This window comes from Methylocapsa acidiphila B2 (assembly GCF_000427445.1).
In the GTDB taxonomy this organism is placed as follows: domain Bacteria; phylum Pseudomonadota; class Alphaproteobacteria; order Rhizobiales; family Beijerinckiaceae; genus Methylocapsa; species Methylocapsa acidiphila.
The window spans coordinates 784,478-806,570 of sequence record NZ_KE386496.1 but is presented as its reverse complement, the minus strand read 5'-3'; the positions used below and the strand labels follow the sequence as shown (position 1 = coordinate 806,570).

14 protein-coding genes and 1 tRNA gene are annotated in these 22,093 nt (G+C 62.6%); 8 read left to right on the top strand and 7 right to left on the bottom strand.

The window, feature by feature from the left end:
- Positions 1 to 8: 8 nt before the first annotated feature.
- The 3 genes from METAC_RS25115 to aroA form a co-directional block, all read right to left on the bottom strand.
- Positions 9 to 1,124 carry a TonB family protein gene (locus METAC_RS25115; RefSeq protein WP_051335395.1) on the bottom strand — a complete coding sequence of 372 codons (1,116 nt, stop codon included), beginning with the start codon at positions 1,122 to 1,124 and terminating at the stop codon, positions 9 to 11.
- Between the two features lie 151 nt (positions 1,125 to 1,275).
- Positions 1,276 to 1,929, bottom strand: a complete 654-nt coding sequence (gene cmk, locus METAC_RS22440; protein ID WP_036255312.1) for a (d)CMP kinase — start codon at positions 1,927 to 1,929, stop codon at positions 1,276 to 1,278.
- Positions 1,926 to 3,296, bottom strand: a complete 1,371-nt coding sequence (gene aroA / locus METAC_RS0105305; protein WP_425338904.1) for a 3-phosphoshikimate 1-carboxyvinyltransferase — start codon at positions 3,294 to 3,296, stop codon at positions 1,926 to 1,928. The genes cmk and aroA overlap by 4 nt, the downstream gene beginning before the upstream one ends.
- A 188-nt stretch (positions 3,297 to 3,484) precedes the next feature.
- Here aroA and METAC_RS0105300 point away from each other — a divergent pair, with 188 nt between their 5' ends.
- The 3 genes from METAC_RS0105300 to METAC_RS0105285 all read left to right on the top strand — a co-directional run bounded on the left by METAC_RS0105300 (position 3,485) and on the right by METAC_RS0105285 (position 4,974).
- Entirely contained in the window at positions 3,485 to 3,844 is a 360-nt protein-coding gene (locus tag METAC_RS0105300) for a TIGR02300 family protein (protein WP_026606221.1), read from the top strand.
- Positions 3,845 to 3,961: 117 nt separating this feature from the next.
- Positions 3,962 to 4,037 (top strand) — tRNA-Ala (locus METAC_RS0105295).
- Positions 4,038 to 4,488: 451 nt separating this feature from the next.
- Entirely contained in the window at positions 4,489 to 4,974 is a 486-nt protein-coding gene (locus METAC_RS0105285; protein WP_026606219.1) for a hypothetical protein, read from the top strand.
- Positions 4,975 to 5,006: 32 nt separating this feature from the next.
- On the opposite strand, the gene METAC_RS0105280 is transcribed toward METAC_RS0105285, so the two are convergent.
- Positions 5,007 to 7,217 (bottom strand): RelA/SpoT family protein, encoded by a 2,211-nt coding sequence (locus METAC_RS0105280; protein ID WP_026606218.1) that lies wholly within the window; start codon positions 7,215 to 7,217, stop codon positions 5,007 to 5,009.
- A gap of 194 nt (positions 7,218 to 7,411) precedes the next feature.
- Positions 7,412 to 7,807 carry a DNA-directed RNA polymerase subunit omega gene (gene rpoZ, locus METAC_RS0105275; RefSeq protein ID WP_026606217.1) on the bottom strand — a complete coding sequence of 132 codons (396 nt, stop codon included), beginning with the start codon at positions 7,805 to 7,807 and terminating at the stop codon, positions 7,412 to 7,414.
- Between the two features lie 531 nt (positions 7,808 to 8,338).
- Between rpoZ and METAC_RS0105265 the strand changes: the two genes are divergently transcribed.
- Together METAC_RS0105265 and METAC_RS0105260 are read left to right on the top strand one after the other, a co-directional pair.
- On the top strand, positions 8,339 to 8,959 hold the full coding sequence (locus METAC_RS0105265) for a LabA-like NYN domain-containing protein (RefSeq protein ID WP_026606216.1): 621 nt from the start codon (positions 8,339 to 8,341) through the stop codon (positions 8,957 to 8,959).
- Positions 8,956 to 9,666 carry a uracil-DNA glycosylase gene (locus METAC_RS0105260; protein ID WP_051335394.1) on the top strand — a complete coding sequence of 237 codons (711 nt, stop codon included), beginning with the start codon at positions 8,956 to 8,958 and terminating at the stop codon, positions 9,664 to 9,666. Before METAC_RS0105265 ends, METAC_RS0105260 begins: the two co-directional genes overlap by 4 nt.
- Before the next feature lie 64 nt (positions 9,667 to 9,730).
- On the opposite strand, the gene METAC_RS22435 is transcribed toward METAC_RS0105260, so the two are convergent.
- Together METAC_RS22435 and fabI are read right to left on the bottom strand one after the other, a co-directional pair.
- Positions 9,731 to 13,807, bottom strand: a complete 4,077-nt coding sequence (locus tag METAC_RS22435) for a Pls/PosA family non-ribosomal peptide synthetase (RefSeq protein WP_084143909.1) — start codon at positions 13,805 to 13,807, stop codon at positions 9,731 to 9,733.
- 375 nt (positions 13,808 to 14,182) lie between these two features.
- Complete coding sequence (fabI, locus tag METAC_RS0105250) at positions 14,183 to 15,031, bottom strand: enoyl-ACP reductase FabI (protein WP_026606214.1); 849 nt, start codon at positions 15,029 to 15,031, stop codon at positions 14,183 to 14,185.
- Positions 15,032 to 15,269: 238 nt separating this feature from the next.
- On the opposite strand from fabI, the gene METAC_RS22430 reads away from it, so the two are divergent.
- The 3 genes from METAC_RS22430 to METAC_RS0105230 all read left to right on the top strand — a co-directional run bounded on the left by METAC_RS22430 (position 15,270) and on the right by METAC_RS0105230 (position 22,086).
- Positions 15,270 to 15,812: a sigma factor-like helix-turn-helix DNA-binding protein gene (locus tag METAC_RS22430; RefSeq protein WP_156898119.1), complete on the top strand. Its 543-nt coding sequence runs from the start codon at positions 15,270 to 15,272 to the stop codon at positions 15,810 to 15,812.
- Between the two features lie 13 nt (positions 15,813 to 15,825).
- A complete protein-coding gene (locus METAC_RS0105235; protein ID WP_026606213.1) occupies positions 15,826 to 16,701 on the top strand; it encodes an anti-sigma factor family protein in 876 nt (291 codons plus the stop codon).
- Between the two features lie 156 nt (positions 16,702 to 16,857).
- Positions 16,858 to 22,086 (top strand): alpha-2-macroglobulin family protein, encoded by a 5,229-nt coding sequence (locus METAC_RS0105230; RefSeq protein WP_036255311.1) that lies wholly within the window; start codon positions 16,858 to 16,860, stop codon positions 22,084 to 22,086.
- Positions 22,087 to 22,093 lie beyond the last annotated feature (7 nt).

The following is a 22,093-nucleotide window of genomic DNA, read 5'->3' as shown; positions in this document are numbered from 1 at the left end:
TCTTCATGTCATTCCGGATTGGAGTCGGCTTCCGGCGGCTTGGACTGGCTGTTCGGCTGCGGCTCGGCTCTTTCTTCTCCTATTCCGAAGTCGATTTGCGCCGCGAAAAAGCGTTGCGCTCCCGCCGGGGGCGCGGGAAAAGGCGCCGCGCGGCGAACTAGCGCGACGCTCTCCTCGTCGAGATCCGCTTCCCCGCTCGATCGAAGCAAAGACACGTTCATCGCCTCCCCGGCCTCGTCCACCGAGAAGCCGACCACGGAGACGCCGCGCGCGTGGCGATCAATCGCCGCCTGCGGATAATGCTTCGCCCGTTCCAGCATCCCGAACACGATGACCTTATAGCTCATCGCCTCGTCGCCGCCCTGCGTCGGCAGGGGCACGGCGACCGCGCGGAAAATCGTCGGCCCGAGATCATAGGGCAAGGCCAGCCCCGCCTGTTCCCTTCCAGTCGACGCCGGGCTCGACGGCGCGGCGCCCGGCGCCGGCTTCAGCGAATGTTTGTCCGAGAGAGCAGCGCCGGCTTGCTGCGCTCCGCCCCTGGCTTTAGCCGGCTTCGACGCAACCTTTTTCTCTGCCTCGGCGTCTTTTCGCGCCTCCGCCGTTTTGGCTGCGACTTGCGGCGTAGAAGGCTCCGCAACCTTGGTCTCGGCTGTCTTGGGTTCCGGAGACTTGGACTCTGGAGACTTGGGCTCCGCAGCTTTGGGCTCTACAGGCTTGGTCTCCGCTTGCTTGGCTTGGGCTGCGTCGGCTTTCGAGGCCTGATCCTCGGCTTTCTTAGCCTCACTTCCACGCTGGTCGTGCGTGGCGGCTGTCGCGGCCGGAGGCTTTTGCTCGCCGGTCCCTTTAGCATCCGAGCGGGGGCGGCCTTGGGTTTCAGCTTCGGCTAAGAGTTCGACGGGGATCTCACGCGCCGACGGGACGGCGTCAGGGGCGCGGTCGAAGCCGAGCAGCGCCCAAAAAACAAGGCCATGAATAAGGAACGACGCCGCGACGATGGCCAGAACAAGCCGGCCGTCGGCTCGCGCCGCCGCGGTTCCTTCATCCGCCGGCTCGACGAGGCGGTATAGCCCGCGATCAGGCGCAGGGCCGTTGCTTTTGTCAGGACTGCCGGGCATGGAGGCCATGACGATGGGTCGCCGTTGCGGCGAGTCTCCAGACCGATCCGCCAAAACGGAACGTCGATCAGGCGGTCTCGCTTCCAGTTGCGGGACGCGCCCGCGAATCATTCGATCATCTCGCGCAATGGCCGTCAGAGGTTCGCCGCGCAGGCTTGGCTCAGCCCGCGCTTTGAGACACAAGGGTCTCAGGGTCGGCGTGGGAAAAAACGATCGCCAGAGCCGCCTTATACGCCGCCTCGACGTCGAGCTTCGTCGTATCCAGCAGGACGGCGTCGTCAGCGACTTTCAGCGGCGCGGCGGCCCGGTCTCTGTCGCGCGCGTCGCGCCGACGAATATCATCGAGCACCGCTGCGAAATCGATTTTTTCGCCGCGCCCTTTCAGCTCTAAGGCGCGTCGCGTCGCCCGCGCCTCCGGGCTTGCGGTCACGAATATTTTGACCTCCGCGCCTGGGCAAATGACCGTCCCGATGTCGCGCCCATCAAGGACCGCTCCGCCCGGACGGCGGGCGAAGTCGCGCTGGGTTTCGATCAAAGCCGCGCGCACCTCTGGAATCGACCCGACGATCGAGGCTGCGTCGCCCATGCGCGGCCCGCGCAAGGCATCCTCATCGAAATCCGTGAGCGCGAGACCGCGCGCGGCCGCGACCGCCGCTATGCGATCGGACAGATCCTGGCCTTGATCGAGGAGCGCGCGCGCGGTCGCCCTGTACAAAAGGCCCGTGTCGAGATGCGGGAGATTGAGGCAACCGGCCAGGCGGCGCGCGAGCGTGCCTTTGCCGGATGCCGCCGGACCATCAATGGCTATGATCATGCGAAACGCGCCCCGAGCCGCTCCATGTCGGCCTTGAAGGTTGGAAAGCTCGTCGCAATCATGCGCGAATCATCGATCGCCATCGGCTGTCGCGAAGCAAGGCCGAGGCAAAGAAAGCTCATTGCAATGCGATGGTCGAGATGGGTTTCGACCGAGCCGCCGCCTTCGACCTCGCCGCCCCGGCCCTCGACGATGAGATCGTCGCCGATAATTTGCGTCGCGACGCCGGCTTCGCGCAAGCCAGCCGCCACGGCCGCCAACCGATCGGATTCCTTGACCCGCAGTTCATGGAGCCCGCGCAAACGAGTCAGTCCGCTCGCGAAAGCCGCGGCGACAGCGAGGATCGGATATTCGTCGATCATGGAGGGCGCGCGCGCTGCAGGCACGTCGACGCCCTTGAGCGCCGCCGCGCGGACGCGCAAATCCGCGACCTCCTCCCCACCTTCGATCCGACGATCGAGGATCTCGATGTCGGCGCCCATTTCAAGCAGGGTCGCGAGCAGGCCCGCCCGCAAGGGATTGGTCATCACGCCCTCGATGACGATGTCCGAGCCCGGCGCGATTGTCGCAGCGACCATGGGAAAGGCCGCGGAGGAAGGGTCCGCCGGAACGCTCAGCGGCGCTGGCCGCAGCTCCGGTCGGCCTTCGAGGCTGATCTTGCGGCCATGCGTCCCGAATGGCTCGACGCTGATCGTCGCGCCGAAATGCGCCAGCATTTTTTCGGTATGGTCGCGGCTCGCCTCGGTCTCGACGACCGTCGTGCGGCCCGGCGAATTCAGTCCCGCTAGGAGCACCGCAGATTTGATCTGCGCCGAGGCGACCGGCGTCTCATAGAGGATCGGAACAGGCTCGCTCGCGCCCTTGAGCAGGATCGGGCAACGCCCGCCCTCGGCTTCCGACAAGACCTCGGCGCCCATCTGGACGAGCGGATCGAGAATCCGCCGCATTGGACGTTTGCGCAGGGAGGCGTCGCCGTCGAAGCACGCGGTGATCGCATGGCCGCCGACGACGCCCATCATCAGGCGGGCGCCGGTTCCGGAATTGCCGAAATCAAGCGGCTCGCGCGGCGCAAGCAGGGAGCCGATCCCGCAGCCGCTGACGCGCCAACGCCCCTCGCCTAGACGGACGACTTCGGCCCCAAGCGCCCGGCAGGCGGCGGCGGTGCGCAAGACGTCGTCGCCCTCGAGCAGGCCATCGATCAGGGTTTCGCCGACAGAAAGCAGGCCGAGAATCAGAGCGCGGTGGGAGATCGATTTGTCCCCCGGCGGTTTCAGCCGGCCGCGCAGGGGGCCCGAGGCCTGCGCGGCGAGCCTATTCGGCGCAGCCTCAAGCAAGGCGGCTTCGGACGGGAAATGAGATAAAGACAAGCTGATGCCCCGGAGTTCGCGCCGCTTCTCCGCAGCGCTGGTAACACGACAGCCGACGTTCTGTCATCTGAGGCGGCGTTTGTCGCAAGTTCCATTTGACAGGCGCGTCTCGCATCACTAACCGGACGCCCACGGTTCTGCAACGGCGGCCTGCGCTCGGGCGCCATGTCAGTTCAAGAGGTAAATCGGTGGCGAAACCAGAGCTCGGCAATAAGCATCAATGCCAACATTGCGGCGCGCGATTTTTCGATCTCAACAGAAATCCCATCACATGCCCGAAATGCGGCACGGTGTTTCAGGCCACAGCGCTGTCGCGCGCCGTCCATCACGCCGCCGTCGCTGATGACGAAGATGCCGAAGCCGTCGTTGGAGCCGACGTCATCTCCCTTGAGGACGCGGACGCGGTGGACGATAAGATCGTCGTGGAAGGGGATGAAGACGTCGAGATCGAGGTCGCGGACGATACGTTTTTGGAAGAAGAGGAAGAGGATAGCGACGATGTCGGCGACCTTATCGACGACGTTCACGACGACGACGAGGAACGTTGACGTTTAGCTTGTGAAGCGCCGCGGTTGGGGCTATACAGCCGCCTCATCTCTTCCCGATCGCGGGATTTTGCAGCGGCGTCCGACCCAAACGGACGTCGAAAATGGTTAATTTTCAGCGGGGTCATAGCTCAGTTGGGAGAGCGCTTCAATGGCATTGAAGAGGTCCGCGGTTCGATTCCGCGTGGCTCCACCATATCATATTATAGCAACCGAATTAGCGTTCGGGCGTAGGTCTCGAGGTTAAGCGCCCTTCGACGCGCTGCCTCTTCGGCGGCAGGGATCGCCCTGCTCATGACGATATTCGCTCCGAGTAGAATCTGCCTGAACGCGCTGAGTCGAAGGCGTTTCAGAGAGAGCGATATTCTCAAGTCTTTAACGAGATCGCGGCCGCCTGCCGTCATAGGTGCGGCGACGGCGTGCGCGCCAAGCTTCGGCCCGCGCGCAACATCAAATCCCGAAGCCTAATCGCCTATCGATTATGTCGAAACCGGCTGACCGGAATTAGCCCTCGCCGCGCGCTATCGCTTTGCATTTTGAAACTGCCGAGAAAGCGACCACGAATTGACGGAACCTTCGCCAGGCATCGTCGATTTTGCGTGGGCGGACTATTGATCAATTTTTTTTAATTTACGGGGATTGTTTCAATGATCAGAATTACGCGCGCTCGTCGCTCGGGCTCCAATTTCGCTATCGCCAGTTTTGCGATCGCCTCGGGTTTCCTCGCCGTCTTAACCGTTGAGCCCGCCGCAGCCGCCGACACGCCTTTCGGGGTATTGGCGGCCTGCTCGCCGATCAGCGCCAATCGGCTCCAATGCAATTTCCCCGCGCTCAACGGGGGACAGTCGCTGCACATACAATATGTTTCTGCGAAGTGTGGAAGCACCGGGACGGCCTTCCTGCTTCAGGCCTTTCAAGTCGTAACCTTTCCACCGAACTCCACGATCGAGGTCACCTATCAGATCCAGACCACGAATCAGACAAGCGTCGGCGGCGTCGTGACTGCCGGTTCGCCGGCAGAGCTCTATTCGCGGGCTGGGAGCCAGCCGCGGGCATTTATCGATATTGTTCCCACGCCGATCCAAGCGGGGACGATATGCACGGCGTCCCTATCAGGCCTGACGACTCCCTGAAGCGGCGACTTTGTCGCGATCATCTGGATCGATCAGCCATTCACCCGATCGACCTTGCTGACGACCGTCCGCGTCCGCAAATGCGAGATGATGGCGTTCAAATGCTTTAGATCATTGACCTCGAGGTCAATGATCATTTCGCGAAAATCGGCGCTGAGCGGCTTGATCACGATATTGTCGATATTGGCGGAATGATCGCCGATCACCGTCGCGATGACGCCTAAGGAGCCCGGCTCATTAATTGCCGTTATGGCGATTCGCGCCGAAAAAAAATCCTGCCGCCCCTCCTCGATGTCCCAACGCACGTCGAGCCAGCGTTCGGGTTGCTCGTCGAAGGCGGTAAGATCGGGGGACTGAATCGGATAGATCGTGATTCCCTCGCCCGGCGTGAGAATGCCGACGATGCGATCGCCGGGAACAGCGCCTCCGTTTGGCGCGAAACGAACCGGCAGATCGCCCTGAATGCCGCGGATCGGGATAGACTTCCGGTTTTGCTCGTCGCTCGCCTCGCCTGGAAATTTAAAGACGAGGCTCGCTGCTTTTTTCAGGCCGAACCAGCCGGCCTCGCCGCGCGCCCGTGGCGCGATTGCTTTTTTCTCATCCGTGAATTCCGGATAGACCGCCTTGACAACATCGCCGGAAAACATTTCGCCTCGGCCGACCGCAGCGAGCACGTCGTCGACGCTCGCGCGGGCGAGGCGCGAGAGCACGCTCTTCAGCTTGTCCTCGGTATAGGGCCTGCCGGCCCGCTCAAAGGCCCGGGTCACGATCTGGCGTCCGAGCCCGGCATATTGCGCCCGCACAGCGTCGCGGGTGGCGCGCCTGATCGCCGAGCGGGCCTTGCCGGTCATGACCAACGTCTCCCAGACGGCCGGGGGCGTCTGTCCTTCGGCCCGCGCGATCTCGACCTCGTCGCCATTTTGCAATTCAGACAAGAGCGGCGCATGACGGCCGTTGATCTTGGCGCCGACCGCTGAATTGCCCACGTCGGTATGCACCGCATAGGCGAAATCGATCGGCGTCGCGCCGCGCGGCAGAGCGATTAACCGCCCTTTCGGCGTGAAGCAAAACACCTGGTCGTGGAACAGCTCGAGCTTGGTGTGTTCGAGAAACTCCTCAGGCGTATCGCCTTCTGCGAGCAGAGAGATCGTCCGCCGCAACCATTGATAGGCCCGGCTTTCATTGGTCAAAGTCTCGCGGTCGGCGACGCGTCCATCCTTATAGAGCGCATGGGCGGCGATGCCGTTTCGGGCGATATCCTCCATCGCGACGGTGCGCACCTGAAGCTCAACGCGCTGCCGGCCGGGTCCGACGACCGTCGTATGAATCGACTGATAGTCGTTCTGCTTCGGCGTCGAGACATAGTCTTTGAAACGGCCCGGCACGACGGCCCATTTTGTGTGGACGACGCCGATGACCCGATAGCAATCCTCGATGCTCGGCACGATGACGCGAAATCCGAAAATGTCGGAGAGCTGCTCGAAGGCGATGGATTTGCGCTCCATCTTGCACCAGACCGAATAGGGCTGCTTTTCGCGCCCCTCGACCTTAGCGTCGATCCCGCGCGCGGCGAACTCTTCGGCCAGCTCCTTCTCGATCTTGACGATGATTTTTCCGTTTTTCTTGCGCAGTTCCTCGAGCCTCGCAGCAATCATCGCATAAGCGTCGGGCATGAGGTGGCGAAAGGCCAGATCCTCGAGCTCGTCGCGCATCCGCTGCATGCCCATGCGCCCGGCGAGAGGCGCATAAATGTCGAGCGTTTCCTCCGCGATCCGCGCCCGCTTGTCAGGGCTGACGAAATGGAGCGTGCGCATGTTGTGCAAGCGGTCGGCGAGCTTGACGAGCAGCACGCGCACGTCTTCCGCGACAGCGAGGAGAAGCTTGCGAAAATTCTCCGCCTGAGCCGCGCGCTTCGACACGAGGTCGAGCTTTTTCAGCTTGGTCAGCCCGTCGACCAAGCGGCCGATATCGCTGCCGAAGAGGCGATCGATCTCCTCGCGGGTCGAATCGGTGTCCTCGATCGTGTCGTGCAGGACCGCGGCGACGATCGTGGCGTCGTCGAGCTTCATGTCGGTCAGAATCGCGGCGACCTCGAGCGGATGCGAAAAATAGGGGTCGCCGGAAGCGCGTTTTTGCGCGCCATGCGCCTTCATAGCGTAGACATAGGCCCGATTGAGCGACACTTCGTCGGCTTGCGGATTATAGCGCCGCACGCGATCGACGAGCTCATATTGCCGCATCATGACTTTGATTGACCCGCCTGCGTCGCCCGGCTCCCGCAGCCGCCAGACTGAGGGAACGCAGCCGCGGCGCCGCTAAAAATGCGCAAAGCGACGTAAGGCCGCCGTCCGAGGCCCGATTGTCTGACGAGCCTTCGCCGACGCCTCACGCCGTCGGACCAGCCCGGCGAAATGCGGGCCGGGCCAAGACAAAGACCTCAGTCGCCTTCGTCTTCCGTCTCGGCCGGAGGCACAAGGCCCTCGAGTCCGCGCAGCAGATCCTCTTCGGTCATTCTGTCGAATTGGACGTCCCCCAAAGAGTCGGAACGCGCCTCTTCCGAGACCGAGGCCAAAGCCGGCACGGCCTCCGCTTCGGGCTCGTCGACTTCCACATGCTTTTGAAGGGACTGGATGAAATCCTCCTTCAGGTCCTCGGGCATCAGGGTCGAATCGGCGATTTCGCGAAGGGAGACGACCGGATTCTTGTCATTGTCGCGGTCAACCGTGATCGGGCTGCCGGCGGCGATCATCCGGGCGCGATGCGCCGCGATCAGAACCAGTTCGAAACGATTTTCGACTTTGTCGACGCAATCTTCAACGGTGACGCGGGCCATGCTGCGCTCGCTCCTTGCTCGTGACGCTCATTTGGATTATTTTTGATTTAGCCTCGAAGAGCTTGCGCTTGCAAGATAAAACGGCCAACAAAGGCCGCCGCCCGCGGAGATCGAGCTTCGCGAGCGTTTTGCAATCCGTCACTTAAGCGGTACGTCATCTGGACGGTTTTCTCGACCTTTCGCCTTTTAAATTCACAAACTCATGATCGCCACATTTGCATTTCATATTCTTTATTATATTTAATTGTGGCGACGGCTAGATGCAGCTGATACGAGAATCCTGCGCTTATGCGCCGCTCCATAGCGTTGCGCTGGCCAATTTTGGCCCCGGTCGGGAGCGTTCCTCGGCTGCGGAACGTTCAGGATGGGCAGAGGCCAGCAGCCGTCCTTTGACCAAGCGAAAGCGCTGGGTTTTGCGCAGGCGCGCAAATATCAAAATGACCAGGGAGTTTTTTGTTCTCGCTCCTTGCGAATGAGGTCATATGACAAGCAAGATAGAGCAACAAACGTGCATGCTGAAGAGAAACGTTTATGGCAGACCAAGAGCGAATTGCGCTTTTCATTGACGGCGCCAATTTATATGCGACCGCGAAATCCCTCGGCTTCGATATTGACTATAAGCGGCTACTGAAAGAGTTTCAGTCGAGGGGAAAACTGATTCGCGCATTTTACTATACTGCGTTGGTTGAGGATCAAGAATATTCGTCAATTCGCCCGCTCGTGGATTGGCTGGATTATAATGGCTATTCGGTCGTGACCAAGCCGACGAAAGAATTCGTGGATTCCCTGGGCCGCCGCAAGGTCAAGGGAAATATGGATATCGAACTCGCCGTCGACGCCATGGAAATGGCCGAGCATCTCGATCATGTCGTGCTTTTCTCCGGCGATGGTGATTTTCGTTCGCTCGTCGAGGCCATTCAGCGCAAAGGCGTCCGCGTCTCGGTCGTCTCGACCAACACCACGCAGCCGGCGATGGTCGCTGATGAGCTTCGCCGTCAAGCCGACGAATTCATCGATATCGTCCATCTCGCCGCCAAGATCGGCCGCGACGCTTCCGATCGTCCCGAACGATCCCCCAGAGGGCAAGATCGTCGCTCCACGGTGCAGAACGGACAATTCGATCCGGAACTCGTCGACGATCGGCTGGAGTGAAGCAGGCGTTCGACGCGAAAGTGGTTGCGCCGACAGGAAACAAATCCGAGCCTGAAGCGGACTGCCTAATATGTCCGCGACTCGCTTCGTTCCGAGCCTCCAGCCAAGCCAAGGAGCCGGACTGGCACAATGCGCCGGTTCTGAACTTCCTGGTTCCGAATGCGCGCCTGCTCATCATAGGCTTGGCGCCTGGTCTCCGCGGCGCCAATCGCACCGGTCGGCCGTTCACCGGGGATTTCGCCGGCGACCTTCTTTATGAAACCTTGATCGATTTCGGCTTCGCCAAAGGCGTCTATCGGGCGCATGCCGACGATGGCTTACGCTTGATCGGCGCCGCGATCACAAATGCGGTGCGCTGCGTGCCGCCGCAGAACAAGCCGACGCCACAAGAAATCAACGCCTGTCGTCCATTTCTCTCTGCAACGATCGCTACGCTGCCGGACCTCCGCGCCATCCTCGCGTTGGGCCGCATAGCCCATGATTCCGCTCTGCGCGCCTTGGGCTTGAAACTGTCGGGCTTCCCCTTCGCGCATGGCGCCGAACATATCTTGCCGGGCGGCCCGTCAAAAGATCTCACCCTCTTCGACAGCTATCATTGCTCTCGCTACAACACCAATACCGGCGTGCTGACGCCCGGCATGTTCCGGGATGTGTTCACACGGCTGCGCGAGGAAATCGATCGGCCAAGGAAATGCGCGCGCGGGTGACCGCACGGACAACGGCGCGCGGACCTTTACCATATGCGCTCGAGTTCTTTCCCGGCGCAAAGCGTCAAGCGGCGGCCTTTCGAGCGACCTCCGGCGGTGCCAACTTCGGCTCGGCGGGGGCTCCGACCCATTCGGAACTTGGGGGGATTTGCTCGCCCTTCATGACCAAGGTCAGGGGCCCAAGCCGCGCGTATTCCAATACCCGCGTATCATAAAGAACTGTCGATCCGGCGCCGACGGTCACGCCCTTGCCCACGTTCACTCTTCCGACCTTCATGACGCGATCTTCATAAAGATGGGTCTGCAAGGCGCAAAGCTCGTTGAGGGCGGCGTAATCGCCGACGGTCACGCAGTCGAATTCGGTGATGTCGGTCATATTCATAAAAACGCCGCGCCCGACTTTCGCGCCGAACAAGCGCATGGTCCAGGGGAGAAAAGGCGTCCCGCGCAAATGGTCGAGCAAGACCTTGCCGGCCATGCCCCAATATATAACGGCGACCGCCTCCGTCCGCATCGCCCACCAGGACCACAAAGGCCGGACCAAAGGCTCGTAGCGTCCCATGGTCAGCCATTTGAGGCCGATGACCACAAGCGCGAGCGCGACGCATATTGCGACCGAGGCGATCGTGAAATGCGTGATCAGCTCCAGATATCTACCTTCCAATACGCTCGAGCCAAACCATTCGACGGCCCAAGTGCCGAATGTAATGAAGAGCATGGTCGGCAGGGAAATCGTCACCGCCTCGAAACAGCCGCGCGCGATCTTCTTCCAGCGCGGCGCTTCATAGGTCCAATTGGCGCCGCCGACGTCGAAGGTCTGACGAACCGGCAGCTTGATCGGCGGCGAGCCGAACCATGTATCGCCCTCGCTCATCAGCTCGTTCGCCGGCGGCTTGGATTTGATTCCGATTAGCGCATTCGCCGGGATCACGGCGCCCGTCGGCACCACCGCGCTATTGCCGACGAAGACGCGCGGACCGGTCTTGACGCTTTCAAGATACATCCAGCCGTTGCGGATTTCCTCGTCGCCGAGCACGACCTCGTCGGCGATAAAGCATTTTTCGCCGATGTCGACGAGATCATAGCGTCCTGACAAATTGGTCGAGATCTCCGCATCCTTGCCGATCTTAGCGCCCATCAAGCGATACCAGGCGCGCATGTAAACCGTGGCGTAAAGCGAAGACAGCGTCTCCAGCGTGATCTCGGTCGCGAGGGCGACGCACCATTTACGCAGGTAGAACCAGGAATGCACTGAGTATGTCCCGGCCCGCACCTGCGGCAGCACCACCCAGCGGATCGCCGCGATGAAGCCGACGGTGACGAGAACCATCACAAAGGCCGTCGGCCAGGCCATGACCGGGATCGAGAGCAGATAAAGGGTGCGGTCGATGTCGGCGACGCCGATCATATCGTCGATCTTATCGAACACCCAGAAGGCGGGGAAAATAGGCATGAGCCCGAGCGGCGGAAGCGCCAGCAGGAGCAGACCGTAAATTACGCCCATGGCGAAGCGGCGCACCCACGAGGCCCTTGAGGGCTCGTCGAGGGCGGCGCGATCGACGACGCCCACCTCGCGCCCTGGCGAGCCGTCCCAGGACTCCCATGCGCCAACCCGTCCGCCGGAGCTGATCGACGTCAGGTCGCCGAGCTCGGCGCCCTCGCCGATGACGACATCCTCCTCGAGCACGCAGGAGGAGCCGAGATAGGCGTGCGCGCCGATCTCTATCGGACCGATGACGAGTTCAGCGCCCTCGACGCGCGCATTGCACAAATTGGCGATAGAGCCGAGGCTCGCGCCCTCGCCGATCGTGATCAGATCGACGGCTCCGGCCTCGATCTCGCCAAGCATTGCGTCCTTGCCGACCTTGGCGCCAAGGGCTCTGAGATAAAAGCGGATGAAGGGCGAGCCCTGGAACCATTTGATATGGACGAGGCTGATAAAGCGCTTCGCCAGCCACCAACGGTAGTAATAGACGCCCCATAAAGGGTAACGGCCCGGCTTGAACCGCCCGATCACGATCCATTTCGCGGCGATGGCGATCGCGACCGTCACGACATTGATGCACATATAGACGCCGATGAGCGAGATCACCTCTTCGCCGAAGCTCGCGTCGGCGCTCGTCAGCAGCATGTAGCTGACGAAGACTCCGAGCCATTGCGCGGTCATGAGAGCCAATATGACCGGCAGAGCGACGGCCTGAGCAAGGCCGCACAGAAAGCGCCGCAGGAAAGGCGGCGGCGCGAAAGACAAATCCACTTCCGCCGTTCCGCTTCCCCATTTGCGGTCGAGCAGCTCGCCGAGGGCGCGGATCGAACGCGCGGCATAGACGTCCTGCAAAGTGACGCGGGCCAGCGCGGGCGTCTCCCGCACGAAGGAGATGAAACGCGCGGCGAGCAGCGAATGGCCGCCGAGATCGGTGAAGAAATCGGCGTCTAGCGGAATCGCTTGTGGCGGGAGCGCACGTTTCGCTGCGGCGAGGAGCGCCGCCTCGGTCTCGGTTTGCGGTTGTTCTTGAGCTTCGCTTTCGTCGCTTGTGGTCAAGGCGACGAGCTTCAGGCTCTTGCGGTCCACCTTGCCGGAGGATAGTCGCGGCAGGCTTTCCGCCAGCTCGAACCGAGCGGGCACCATATAAGCCGGCAGGCTCGCGCGCAGCTCGCTGCGCAAAGCGCGCGCGTCGAGCGTGGCGCCCGGAAGAGGGACGACGAAGCCGACGAGATGCTCGAGCCCGTCGTCCTGGCGCAGCACCACGGCGGCTTGGCCGACGCTCGGAAGATCGGCGAGTTTCGCCTCGATCTCGCCGAGCTCGACGCGAAAGCCGCGAATCTTGACTTGATCGTCGATGCGGCCATGGAAGACGAGATCGCGGTCGTCATCCATCGAAACCGCGTCGCCGGACCGATAAAGGATCGGGTCGAGAGCGTCAGGTCCCGCGCCGGCGTTCAAAAACGGATTGACGATGAATTTTTCCGCGCTCAGCTGGTCGCGGCGCAAATAGCCTTTGGCCACGCCGGGGCCGCCGATCAAAAGCTCGCCTTCGACATCCGGTCCGACCAGGGACAAACGCTCGTCGACCACATAGCAGCTGTAGTTTGGGATCGGCCGCCCGATCGTGACTTTCGCGCCCGGGCGCACTTCGCCGATCGTCGCGACGACGGTCGTCTCCGTCGGCCCGTAGGAATTGTAGATTTTTCGGCCGGGCGCGCACCACCGATTGGCGATCGAAGGAGGACAGGCCTCGCCGCCCAAAATGATGAGACGCAAGGTCGAGACGTCGCGCGGCATGAGCGCGAGCAGCGTCGGCACGGTGTCGAGCACTGTGACGCCATTGGCTTCGAGCACATCGGGAAGCTTCTCGGCCTCGCCTATAATGTCCGGGGTCGCGACGAAAAGCGAGGCGCCCGCGAGATAAGGCAGCCAAATCTCCTCCATGGACAGGTCGAAGGCCACGGAGGCGCCCTGGAAAACCATGTCGCTGTCGCGGATTTGGAAAATTTCATTGGCCGCGCGCAGATAATGGCAAATATTGCGCCCGGAAATCGCGATCCCCTTCGGCGTCCCCGTAGATCCTGAGGTGTAGATCAGATAGGCGGGGTCCTCCGGCCGCGCGCCCAAGGCGCGCGCGTCGACTTTCGTCTCGTCCGAGCCGTCAAGGAGATCCTGCTCGGTCCAGGCCGGGCACGGGGCCAGCTCGCCGAGCTTTGCCGCGCAAGCCGGAGAGGTGAGGATGCCAATGGCCTCGGCGTCGTCGAGGCAAACGGCGATTCGCTCGACCGGCGCGTCGGCGTCGAAAGGAAGCCAGGCTGCGCCCGTCTTGGCGATGGCGATCTGCGCGATCAGCAGCTCATGGCCGCGCGCCATCCAGAGTCCGGCGACGCGACCCGGCCGCAGTCCCTGCCGGACAAGCCCGCGGGCGAGCGCTTCGGCTTTCGCGTCGATTTCGGCATAGGTGAACTTCCCGAACTGCGTCGCCATGGCGATTGCGGACGGCCTCATTGCGACCGTCGCGGCGAATATCTCACAGAGAAGCTCGTCGCGAATCAGATCCAACTGCTCCGGACCGCGCAATACCGCCTCATGGGCGGCGACGAAGCCGCCGTCGCTCGCCAGCGCTGTCTTGGCGGTCGCTATACGATGCTGCATTTTCAAATCCAATGCGGAGCCAGCGGAAATCTCAATCGATATTGCCTGGATATCGCTGCGAAATTAAGAAATTCCAGTCGCCGGCCGGTAACGCCGGACGCTCTGCGTCCGCAATCTAGCTTTTCCAACCAGCCAATGCTGCTCGGACGGCCCAAACACTGCTAATATAGAAGCGAATTGATCGAAAAATTCGCCGTTGCGGCATTTTCGCAACAGATCAAGCCAGCCCCGCTTTAAAGCCTCGTCAGACTGCACCTCGAAAGGCGGACCTTCAAGCCGAGCTCATTATCGCGATCTCAACTGAATGGCCAATGAATGCTTCGTCAGCGCAGCGCCCGGTCGAAAGCCGCCTCTGAAAAGTCAGATCCGGCGCGGCTACTCCTTGCCCAGCACGGCGATATCGGGAGCAGCTGGATTCTTCATGCCGACCACATGATATCCGGCGTCGACATGCAATATCTCGCCAGTGATGCCGCGCGACATCGGCGAAAGAAGAAAAGCCGCGCTCTCGCCGACCTCCTCGATGGTCACCGAGCGGCGCAGCGGCGCGTTATATTCGTTCCATTTGAGAATATAACGGAAATCGCCGATGCCGGAGGCCGCCAAGGTCTTGATCGGCCCCGCCGAAATGGCGTTGATTCGAATGTTCTGGGCGCCGAGGTCAGCGGCGAGGTAACGCACGCTCGCCTCGAGCGCAGCTTTGGCGACGCCCATGACGTTATAGTGCGGCATCCATTTTTCCGCACCGTAATAGGTCAGGGTCAGCATGGAGCCGCCGTTCGGCATCAGCTTCTCGGCTCTTTGCGCGACCGCCGTGAATGAATAGCAGGATATCAGAAGGGAATTGCTGAAATTCTCAGCCGTCGTATCGACATAGCGGCCGGTCAACTGATCCTTGTCGGAAAAGGCGACGCAATGGACGACGAAATCGAGCCCGCCCCAGATGTGTTCGATTTCCCGAAACACCGCGTCGAGGCTCGCGACATCGGTGACGTCGCAATGGCCGACGACCTGCCCGCCGAGTTCTTGGGCTAATGGTCGCACCCGCTTTTCGAGCGACTCGCCCTGATAAGTGAAGGCGAGCTCGGCCCCGGCCTCCCGAGCGGCCTTGGCGATCCCCCAGGCGATCGAACGGTTATTGGCGAGGCCCATGACGAGTCCGCGCTTTCCGGCGAGGATGCCGGAAGTCTTGAGTCCAGGCGTGATGATTTCCGGTTGCGTCATTCTCGGTCCGGATCAGAGATTAGGGATGCGTTCGAAGGGAACGGCCACTGCTTCAGCCGCGTTTAAGGGGTGCGCGTGTTTAACGCAAGGCGAACCAGGCGGAAATGCCCAGGACGCGACGTTCGAATTCGGCGAAATTGCGTCCTGGCCGTGCGGCGGCCAGGACGTGCGTTAAGATGTGGATCTTGGCCATGACCGCGCAAAAACTGGCGACAAGCGCCGACGACGGAGCGCGACAGTGAGTTTGCGGGATGATCTGAACCAGAGCGCGCCGCGGCTGCGCCGCTATGCGCGAGCCCTTGTAAGCGGGCGTCCGGGGCCGAGCGCCCTCGCCGATGAATTTGTGGGCGCCGCGTTGCGGCGCGCACTCGATTGCGGCATTCCCGGTCCTCGCGACGACGCCGCGCTCTATCTTTATTCGCTTGTCACAGACATACACCGCGAGTCGCTGCGTTCCGCCTCGCTCGGCGCGCGCGCCATCGAGTCCGCGCCGTCCTATCCGGGCGGCGCCCGGACGATGGGAAAAGTGCAAAGCGTCTGCGCGCCGCAGGATCTGCCGTCCAGCGCGCTCGCCGCATTGCGCCTCGACGAAAAGGAGGCGCTGCTTCTCGTTGCGCTCGAAGGGCTCTCCCATGCGCACGCGGCGCGCGTCCTGAAGATTTCACGCCCTATTCTTCGCGCGCGGCTGGCGCGGGCGCGCGAAGCTCTGAGCGCAGCGCTCTGCGCCGATGCGCCGCAAACCGCCAAAACCCGTCCGTCCCATTTGCGGCTCGTCAAATAGAAAGCGACGGGACTTGATCGGCGCTCCTCCCCCCGTCACCGATGAAGACCTGCACGGTTTGGTCGATGGCGAACTCGAGCCCCGCCGTCGCGATTTCGTCCTTCGTTTTCTGGCGAGTTCTCCGGCGGACGCGGCGCGCGTCGAATCCTGGCGCCGTCAGAACGAGACGATTCGCGCGGCCTTCGCTCGCGTCGAGACGGAAGCGCCGCCGGACTCGCTCCTGCTCGCGCCGCCCGAAAGCGAAAAGCGCTTTTCCTGCAAGATCATTTCTGAGCCCGGTCGCTTTTCTGGCGGCGGCAAAACCGAACGCGACCCGGCGCCGCAAGCAAGGGGGCGCCTTCGGCAATTTCTCCTCCTGCTCGCGGCCTTTTTCGGAGGGATCATCTTCGCTTTGAGCGCTGCGCTGATCGTTGATCATCTCGACGGGCCGGAGCCGCCGCGTCTTACGGTCGAACATCCGCCGGCGCGCGGCGAATCCGACGCGATTTTCATCGGTCGGACGGTCGCGGCCTTGCAGTCCTTGTCGCCCGCGACGGCCTCCCCGGCGCAAGGCGGCGGACTAGGCAAAGGCGAAACTGCGCTCGTCCTGCCAAATTTCGCGGAAACCGGGCTGCGGCTCATCGGCGCGCGGGCCGCGCCCAGCGAATTCGACCGAATGTATTGTTTTTTCTACGCGAAGCAGGCGGAGGCGACGGTCGTCCTATGCGCAGAGAAGATCAATGACGCGACCGCCTCAGCCTTTCATCAGGTCGGCCGCTTTCCCGGCGGCGCAATCGACTGGCGACAGATGGGCGCGCGCTACGCCATCGCCGGGCCGCTCTCGGACAAGGACCTTCGCAGCCTCGCCGAACGCGCGCGCGCTGAAATAGAAGCTTTCGATGGACGCTAAATGCAAAATCGCAAGGGGCGCGTCTTCACAAGGCGGCTTATTCCAATGCGTGCGTGAGAACCTCACAGCCTTCAACCGATAGTTCATTCTTCAACGCGTCGCTTTTTTAGATTCTCATTTATTTACGCCTCCGATGAGGCGCGGAAGGGGCATTTGATGAGGACGATCTTTTTTGCTTTGGGCCTGGCGCTTTGCTTTTTGCTTTCTCCCGCGCTGGCGCAAAATAAATTTACGAACGACGAACTCGCCAGCGCCGCGATTCGGCTCGAGGACCAAATCAGCAAAGCCGGGAGCGCTCTTTCCGGCCGGTCCTTGGCGCAATTGCGCAAAGAGGCGCTCCAGGCCACGTCGCGCGGAAATTTCCAAGACGCTCTTGCCCCCCTCGGCGCTATCGTCGCAGCCAATCCGAAAGACGCCGCAGCCTGGCTCGCCTATTCCCGTGCGGCGATCGCCGCTTCAGAAGATTCCCGCGCCGCAGCAAGCGGCGACAGCTACGCGCTTCAGCAAAATGGCGCGGCGGCGGCCTATCTCGCCTATGAACGCGCAAGCGCCAAGCCGGATCAAGCCGCCGCCCTCGCCTGGCTCGGAGAAGCCTACGCGAAACGAGAACTGTGGCGGCTCTCGCTCAACGCCTATCGCGCAAGCCTCGACCTCGCCGACGTCGCCGCGGTGCGCAAGATTTATCAGGACGAACGCGAAAAGCATGGGTTCCGCATCCTCGACTATAAGGTCGATAATGAGTCGGCCGCTCCGCGAATCTGCTTCCAATTTTCTGAGGCTTTGGCCCGCGGCCGGGCGGATTTCGGGCCTTATGTATCCGTCGCCGGAGCCGCGAATGGCGCGATCTCGACCGAAGATCAGCAGCTTTGCGTCGAAGGATTGAAACACGGCGAGACTTACAAGATCGCGCTGCGGGAGGGTCTGCCCTCCTCGGTCGGAGAAACGCTTTTGCGGACGGCCGACTACGAGATCTACGTCCGGGACCGATCGCCACAGGTTCACTTCACCGGCAAGAATTACGTCTTGCCTCGCGTCGGGCAGGAGGGCGTGCCTGTCGTCTCCGTCAACACCCAGAAGATCGCCGTCGACATCGTCCGGATCGGCGACCGCAATCTTCTGCCAACGGTTCGCTCTCAGGATTTCCTAGGGCAGCTCTCTTCCTACCAGATCAAGCAATATATCGAGAAGGACGGCGCGAAGATCTGGTCAGGGACGCTCGATGCGGCGCCGGAGCTCAATCGCGACGTCGTCACGGCTTTTCCCGTGCTCGAAGCCGTAGGCCGACTTGAGCCTGGCGTCTATGTGATGGTCGCGAAACCCGCGGATGGACAACCAATTGCAAGCGACGAGGACATCGGAGACACCACCGCGACGCAATGGTTCATCGTGTCGGACCTCGGCCTTACGGCTTTCAGCGCCAGGGACGGCGTCCACGTCTTCATTCGCTCCTTGGCGAGCGCCGCGCCGCTGCCAGGAACCAAGGTTCGGCTGATCGCGCGCGACAATGAAATACTCTCAGAGGCGAGCGCCGACTCCGCCGGGCGCGTCCACTTCGATCCGGGACTTTCGCGTGGGAACGGGGGCCAGGCGCCTGGCCTTGTCGTCGCCGAAGACGGCAAGGGAGACTATGGATTCCTCGATCTCCAGCAGACGGCGTTCGATCTCACGGACCGCGGCGTCAAAGGCCGCGCCGAGCCGGCGACGCTCGACGCTTTGGTTTTCGCCGAGCGCGGCGTCTACCGCTCCGGCGAGACGGTCTTCGTCACGGCGTTGCTGCGCGACGTCAAGGGCGTGGCCCGCGCCGGCCTGCCGCTGACCCTTGTGGTAAAGCGGCCTGACGGGGTCGAATACAAGCGCGTACAGATCGAGGATCAAGGCGAAGGCGGCCGCGCCTTCGCCTTGCCCCTGCTCTCAGGGATCGCCACGGGAACATGGCGCATCGAGGCTTTCGTCGATCCCAAGGCCGAACCCGTCGGGCGGACGAGTTTTCTGGTCGAGAATTACGTTCCCGAGCGTCTGGAATTCACGCTTCAGCCGAAGGCGAGCGCGGCGCGCGCCGGAGAACCCGTCGAGATCGACGCTTCGGCCCGCTATCTCTATGGCGCCCTGGGCGCCGATCTCGAGATTGCCGGTTCGGTCGAGATCCGTCCTGCCGAAGACGCGAGCCTGCCCGCGCTCAAAGGCTATGTCGCCGGCCTTCAGGACCAGGATTTCGAGAAGGTCAGCAACGACATCGAGGAGAGCTTCGAGACCGACGCCAAAGGCGCGGCGAAAATCCTCGCGCCCATCCCCGAGGTTGACGCCTCGCGCCCACTTGAAGCCAAGATTATCCTGCGCGCCGGCGAGCCCGGCGGACGCGCGATCGAGCGCTCGGTCTCCCTGCCCATCCTGCCAAAGGGCGGCCTGATCGGGGTCAAGAAGAATTTCACCAATCTGAGCGACGGCGCCGCGGCGACCTTCGACGTGATCGCCGTCGGTCCAACCGGCGCCCGAGCCGCACGCAAAGGCGTCGCCTGGTCGCTCTATCGAATCAGCAACGATTATCAATGGTATCGCTCCGATGGACGATGGGGCTTCGAGCGCGTCAAATCATCGAAGCGCGTCGCCAATGGAACGATCGATGTGGGCCTCGACGCGCCTGCCAAGATTTCGGCGATCGTCGGCCTCGGCCAATACAGGCTGGACCTCGCGAGCGACAATGGCTCCGACGCGCCGACCAGCCTTAGTTTCGAAAGCGGCTGGTCCGGCGAGGCGAGCGCGCAAACGCCCGACCTCCTCGACGTCTCGATCGACAAGGCGAATTACAAGCCCGGCGAGGACCTGCGTCTGCGGATCGCCTCACGCTTCGCCGGCAAGGCGACCGTCGCGATCGTCAGCGATGCGCTGCGCGAAATAAGAACTTTCGATCTCGGCGAAGGCGATACGTCGAAATCGATTCCGGTGTCCGCCGACTGGGGCGCCGGCGCCTATGTGGTGGTCCTCGCCCATCGGCCTCTCGACAAAGCCGCCAATCGCATGCCGGGGCGCGCCATCGGCCTCGCCTGGTTCTCAATCGACGCGGAGGCGCGCAAGATCGACGTCAAGCTCGACGCGCCGACAAAGGCGCGCCCCCGCGGGCTGCTCACGATCCCCGTCGAGATCAGGGGCCTCAGCCCGAACGAGGAAGCGCGGATAACGGTCGCGGCGGTCGACGTCGGAATCCTCAACCTGACCCATTACGAGGCCCCGGATCCAAGCGCCTATTTCTTCGGCCAGCGCCAGCTCGGGGCCGAGATTCGCGACCTCTATGGCTTGCTGATCGACGGCATGCAGGGCACGCGCGGAGCGATCCGCTCCGGCGGAGATGGCGGCGCGGATCTCAGCTCCGAGCGTCCGACGCAAGAGCCGCTTGCGCTCTTCTCCGGAGTCGTCAAGGTCGGACCGGACGGCCGCGCCAAGGTGACCTTCGACCTGCCTGCCTTCAACGGAACCGTGCGCCTCATGGCGACGGCCTGGACCAAGACCAAGGTCGGCGCCTCGCAGGCCGACGTCGTCGTCCGCGATCCAGTCGTCGCGCAAGCGACGGCGCCGCGCTTTCTCTCCCTCGGCGATCGCTCGCAGATCCATGTGCAGATCGACAATGTGGAAGGCAAGGCGGGTGATTATGTTCTCGACCTCGATCTACGCGGCGGGCTGTCCTCATCGACGGAAGCCTCTCATCGCAAGATCAGGCTCGACGCCGGAGCGCGCAAAGTGGTGACGATCCCTGTGGCCGCTACGGGGATCGGCCCGGCCGAGATCGACCTCAAGCTGACCGGCCCGGATTTCGACGGGCCGCAGAGACTCGCCTTTAACGTCCTTCCTGGAACGTCCGAGCTTTATCGCCGCACGGTAAGGACGCTCGCGCCGGGCGCGAGCCTCGCGATCTCGAATGATCTCTTCGCTGATTTCATTCCCGGAACCGGCGCGGTTTCGGTCGCTGTTTCCTCGCTCGCCGGCGTCGACGTCCCGGCTCTGTTGCAGGCGCTCGACCGCTATCCCTATGGCTGCACCGAGCAACTCGTCAGCCGCGCCTTGCCGCTCCTTTACGTCAATAAGCTTGCGAAGGCCGAGGCGCTCGGCCTCGATCCCGACGCCGACGGGCGCGTCCGCGACGCGATCGAGCGCGTGTTGACGCGACAGGATTCGAGCGGCGCCTTTGGCCTCTGGTCGGCGGACAACGCCGATGATATGTGGCTGCACGCCTTCGTCACCGATTTTCTCACGCGCGCGCGTGAGACTAATTTCAACGTCCCGCAAAGACGGCTCGATTTGGCGCTCGAGCGGCTGCGCAATCTCGTAGCCAACGCCGATAATTTCGACGCCGCGCAAGGCGCCTCCGTCGCCTACGGCGCCTATGTCCTCGCCCGCAATGGGCGACCGGTGATGGGAGATCTGCGCTATCTCGCCGACACGAAGATCGACCAGTTCGAGAGTCCGCTCGCCCGGGCGCAGATCGGCGCGGCGCTCGCGCTGCTCGGCGACCGCGTCCGCGCTGCGACGGTTTTCGCCAAAGCCGCCGATCGCTTGAGCGCGATCGGCAATCCGCTTTATTCGAGCGCTGATTATGGCTCGCGCTTGCGCGACGGCGCAGGCCTTCTCGCGCTCGCGGTTGAGGCCTCCATGCCGGCGGCGGAAATCTTGCGCGCCTCCAGAGTCGTGGAGGACGCACGGGCGAAGACGGCGATCACGAACACGCAGGAAAACGCCTTCATGATCCTCGCCGCCGAGGCGCTCGCCAACGAGGCGCAAAATGCGGCGATCACGCTCGACGGAGCCCCGCAAAAAGGCCCCCTATACCGAAGCTGGCGCGCCGCCGCGCTCGATAAAAATCCCATCGCGATCGGCAATGCCGGACAGGCGCCTGCGCGCATCACCGTGACGACCTCCGGCCGCCCGATGACCCCAGAGCCTTCGGCGCAGCAGGGCTACCAGATCGAGCGCGCTTATTACACTTTAGCTGGCGAGAAGCTCGACGCCGCCATGATCAAGCAGAACGATCGCTTCGTCGTCGCCTTGACCGTCACCGAATATGAAGCAGCTTTCGCCCGGCTGCTTCTCGTCGATCGGCTGCCGGCAGGGCTCGAGATCGACAATCCCGAGCTTTTCGAGGGCGGCTCGACCGATGCGCTCGCCTGGCTCAAGAAATCCGTCGACCCCGCGCATGTGGAATATCGCGACGATCGTTTCGTCGCCGCCTTCGCCCGCGACGGCCATGAGAAAGCGACCTTCAGCCTCGCCTATATCGTGCGCGCGGTGACGCCGGGCCATTACGCCCTGCCCCCCGCCACGATCGAGGACATGTATCGCCCAGAGCGATTCGGCCGAACGGCGTTCGGGGCGATCGACATCGGCGAACGCAAATGAGAAGCGC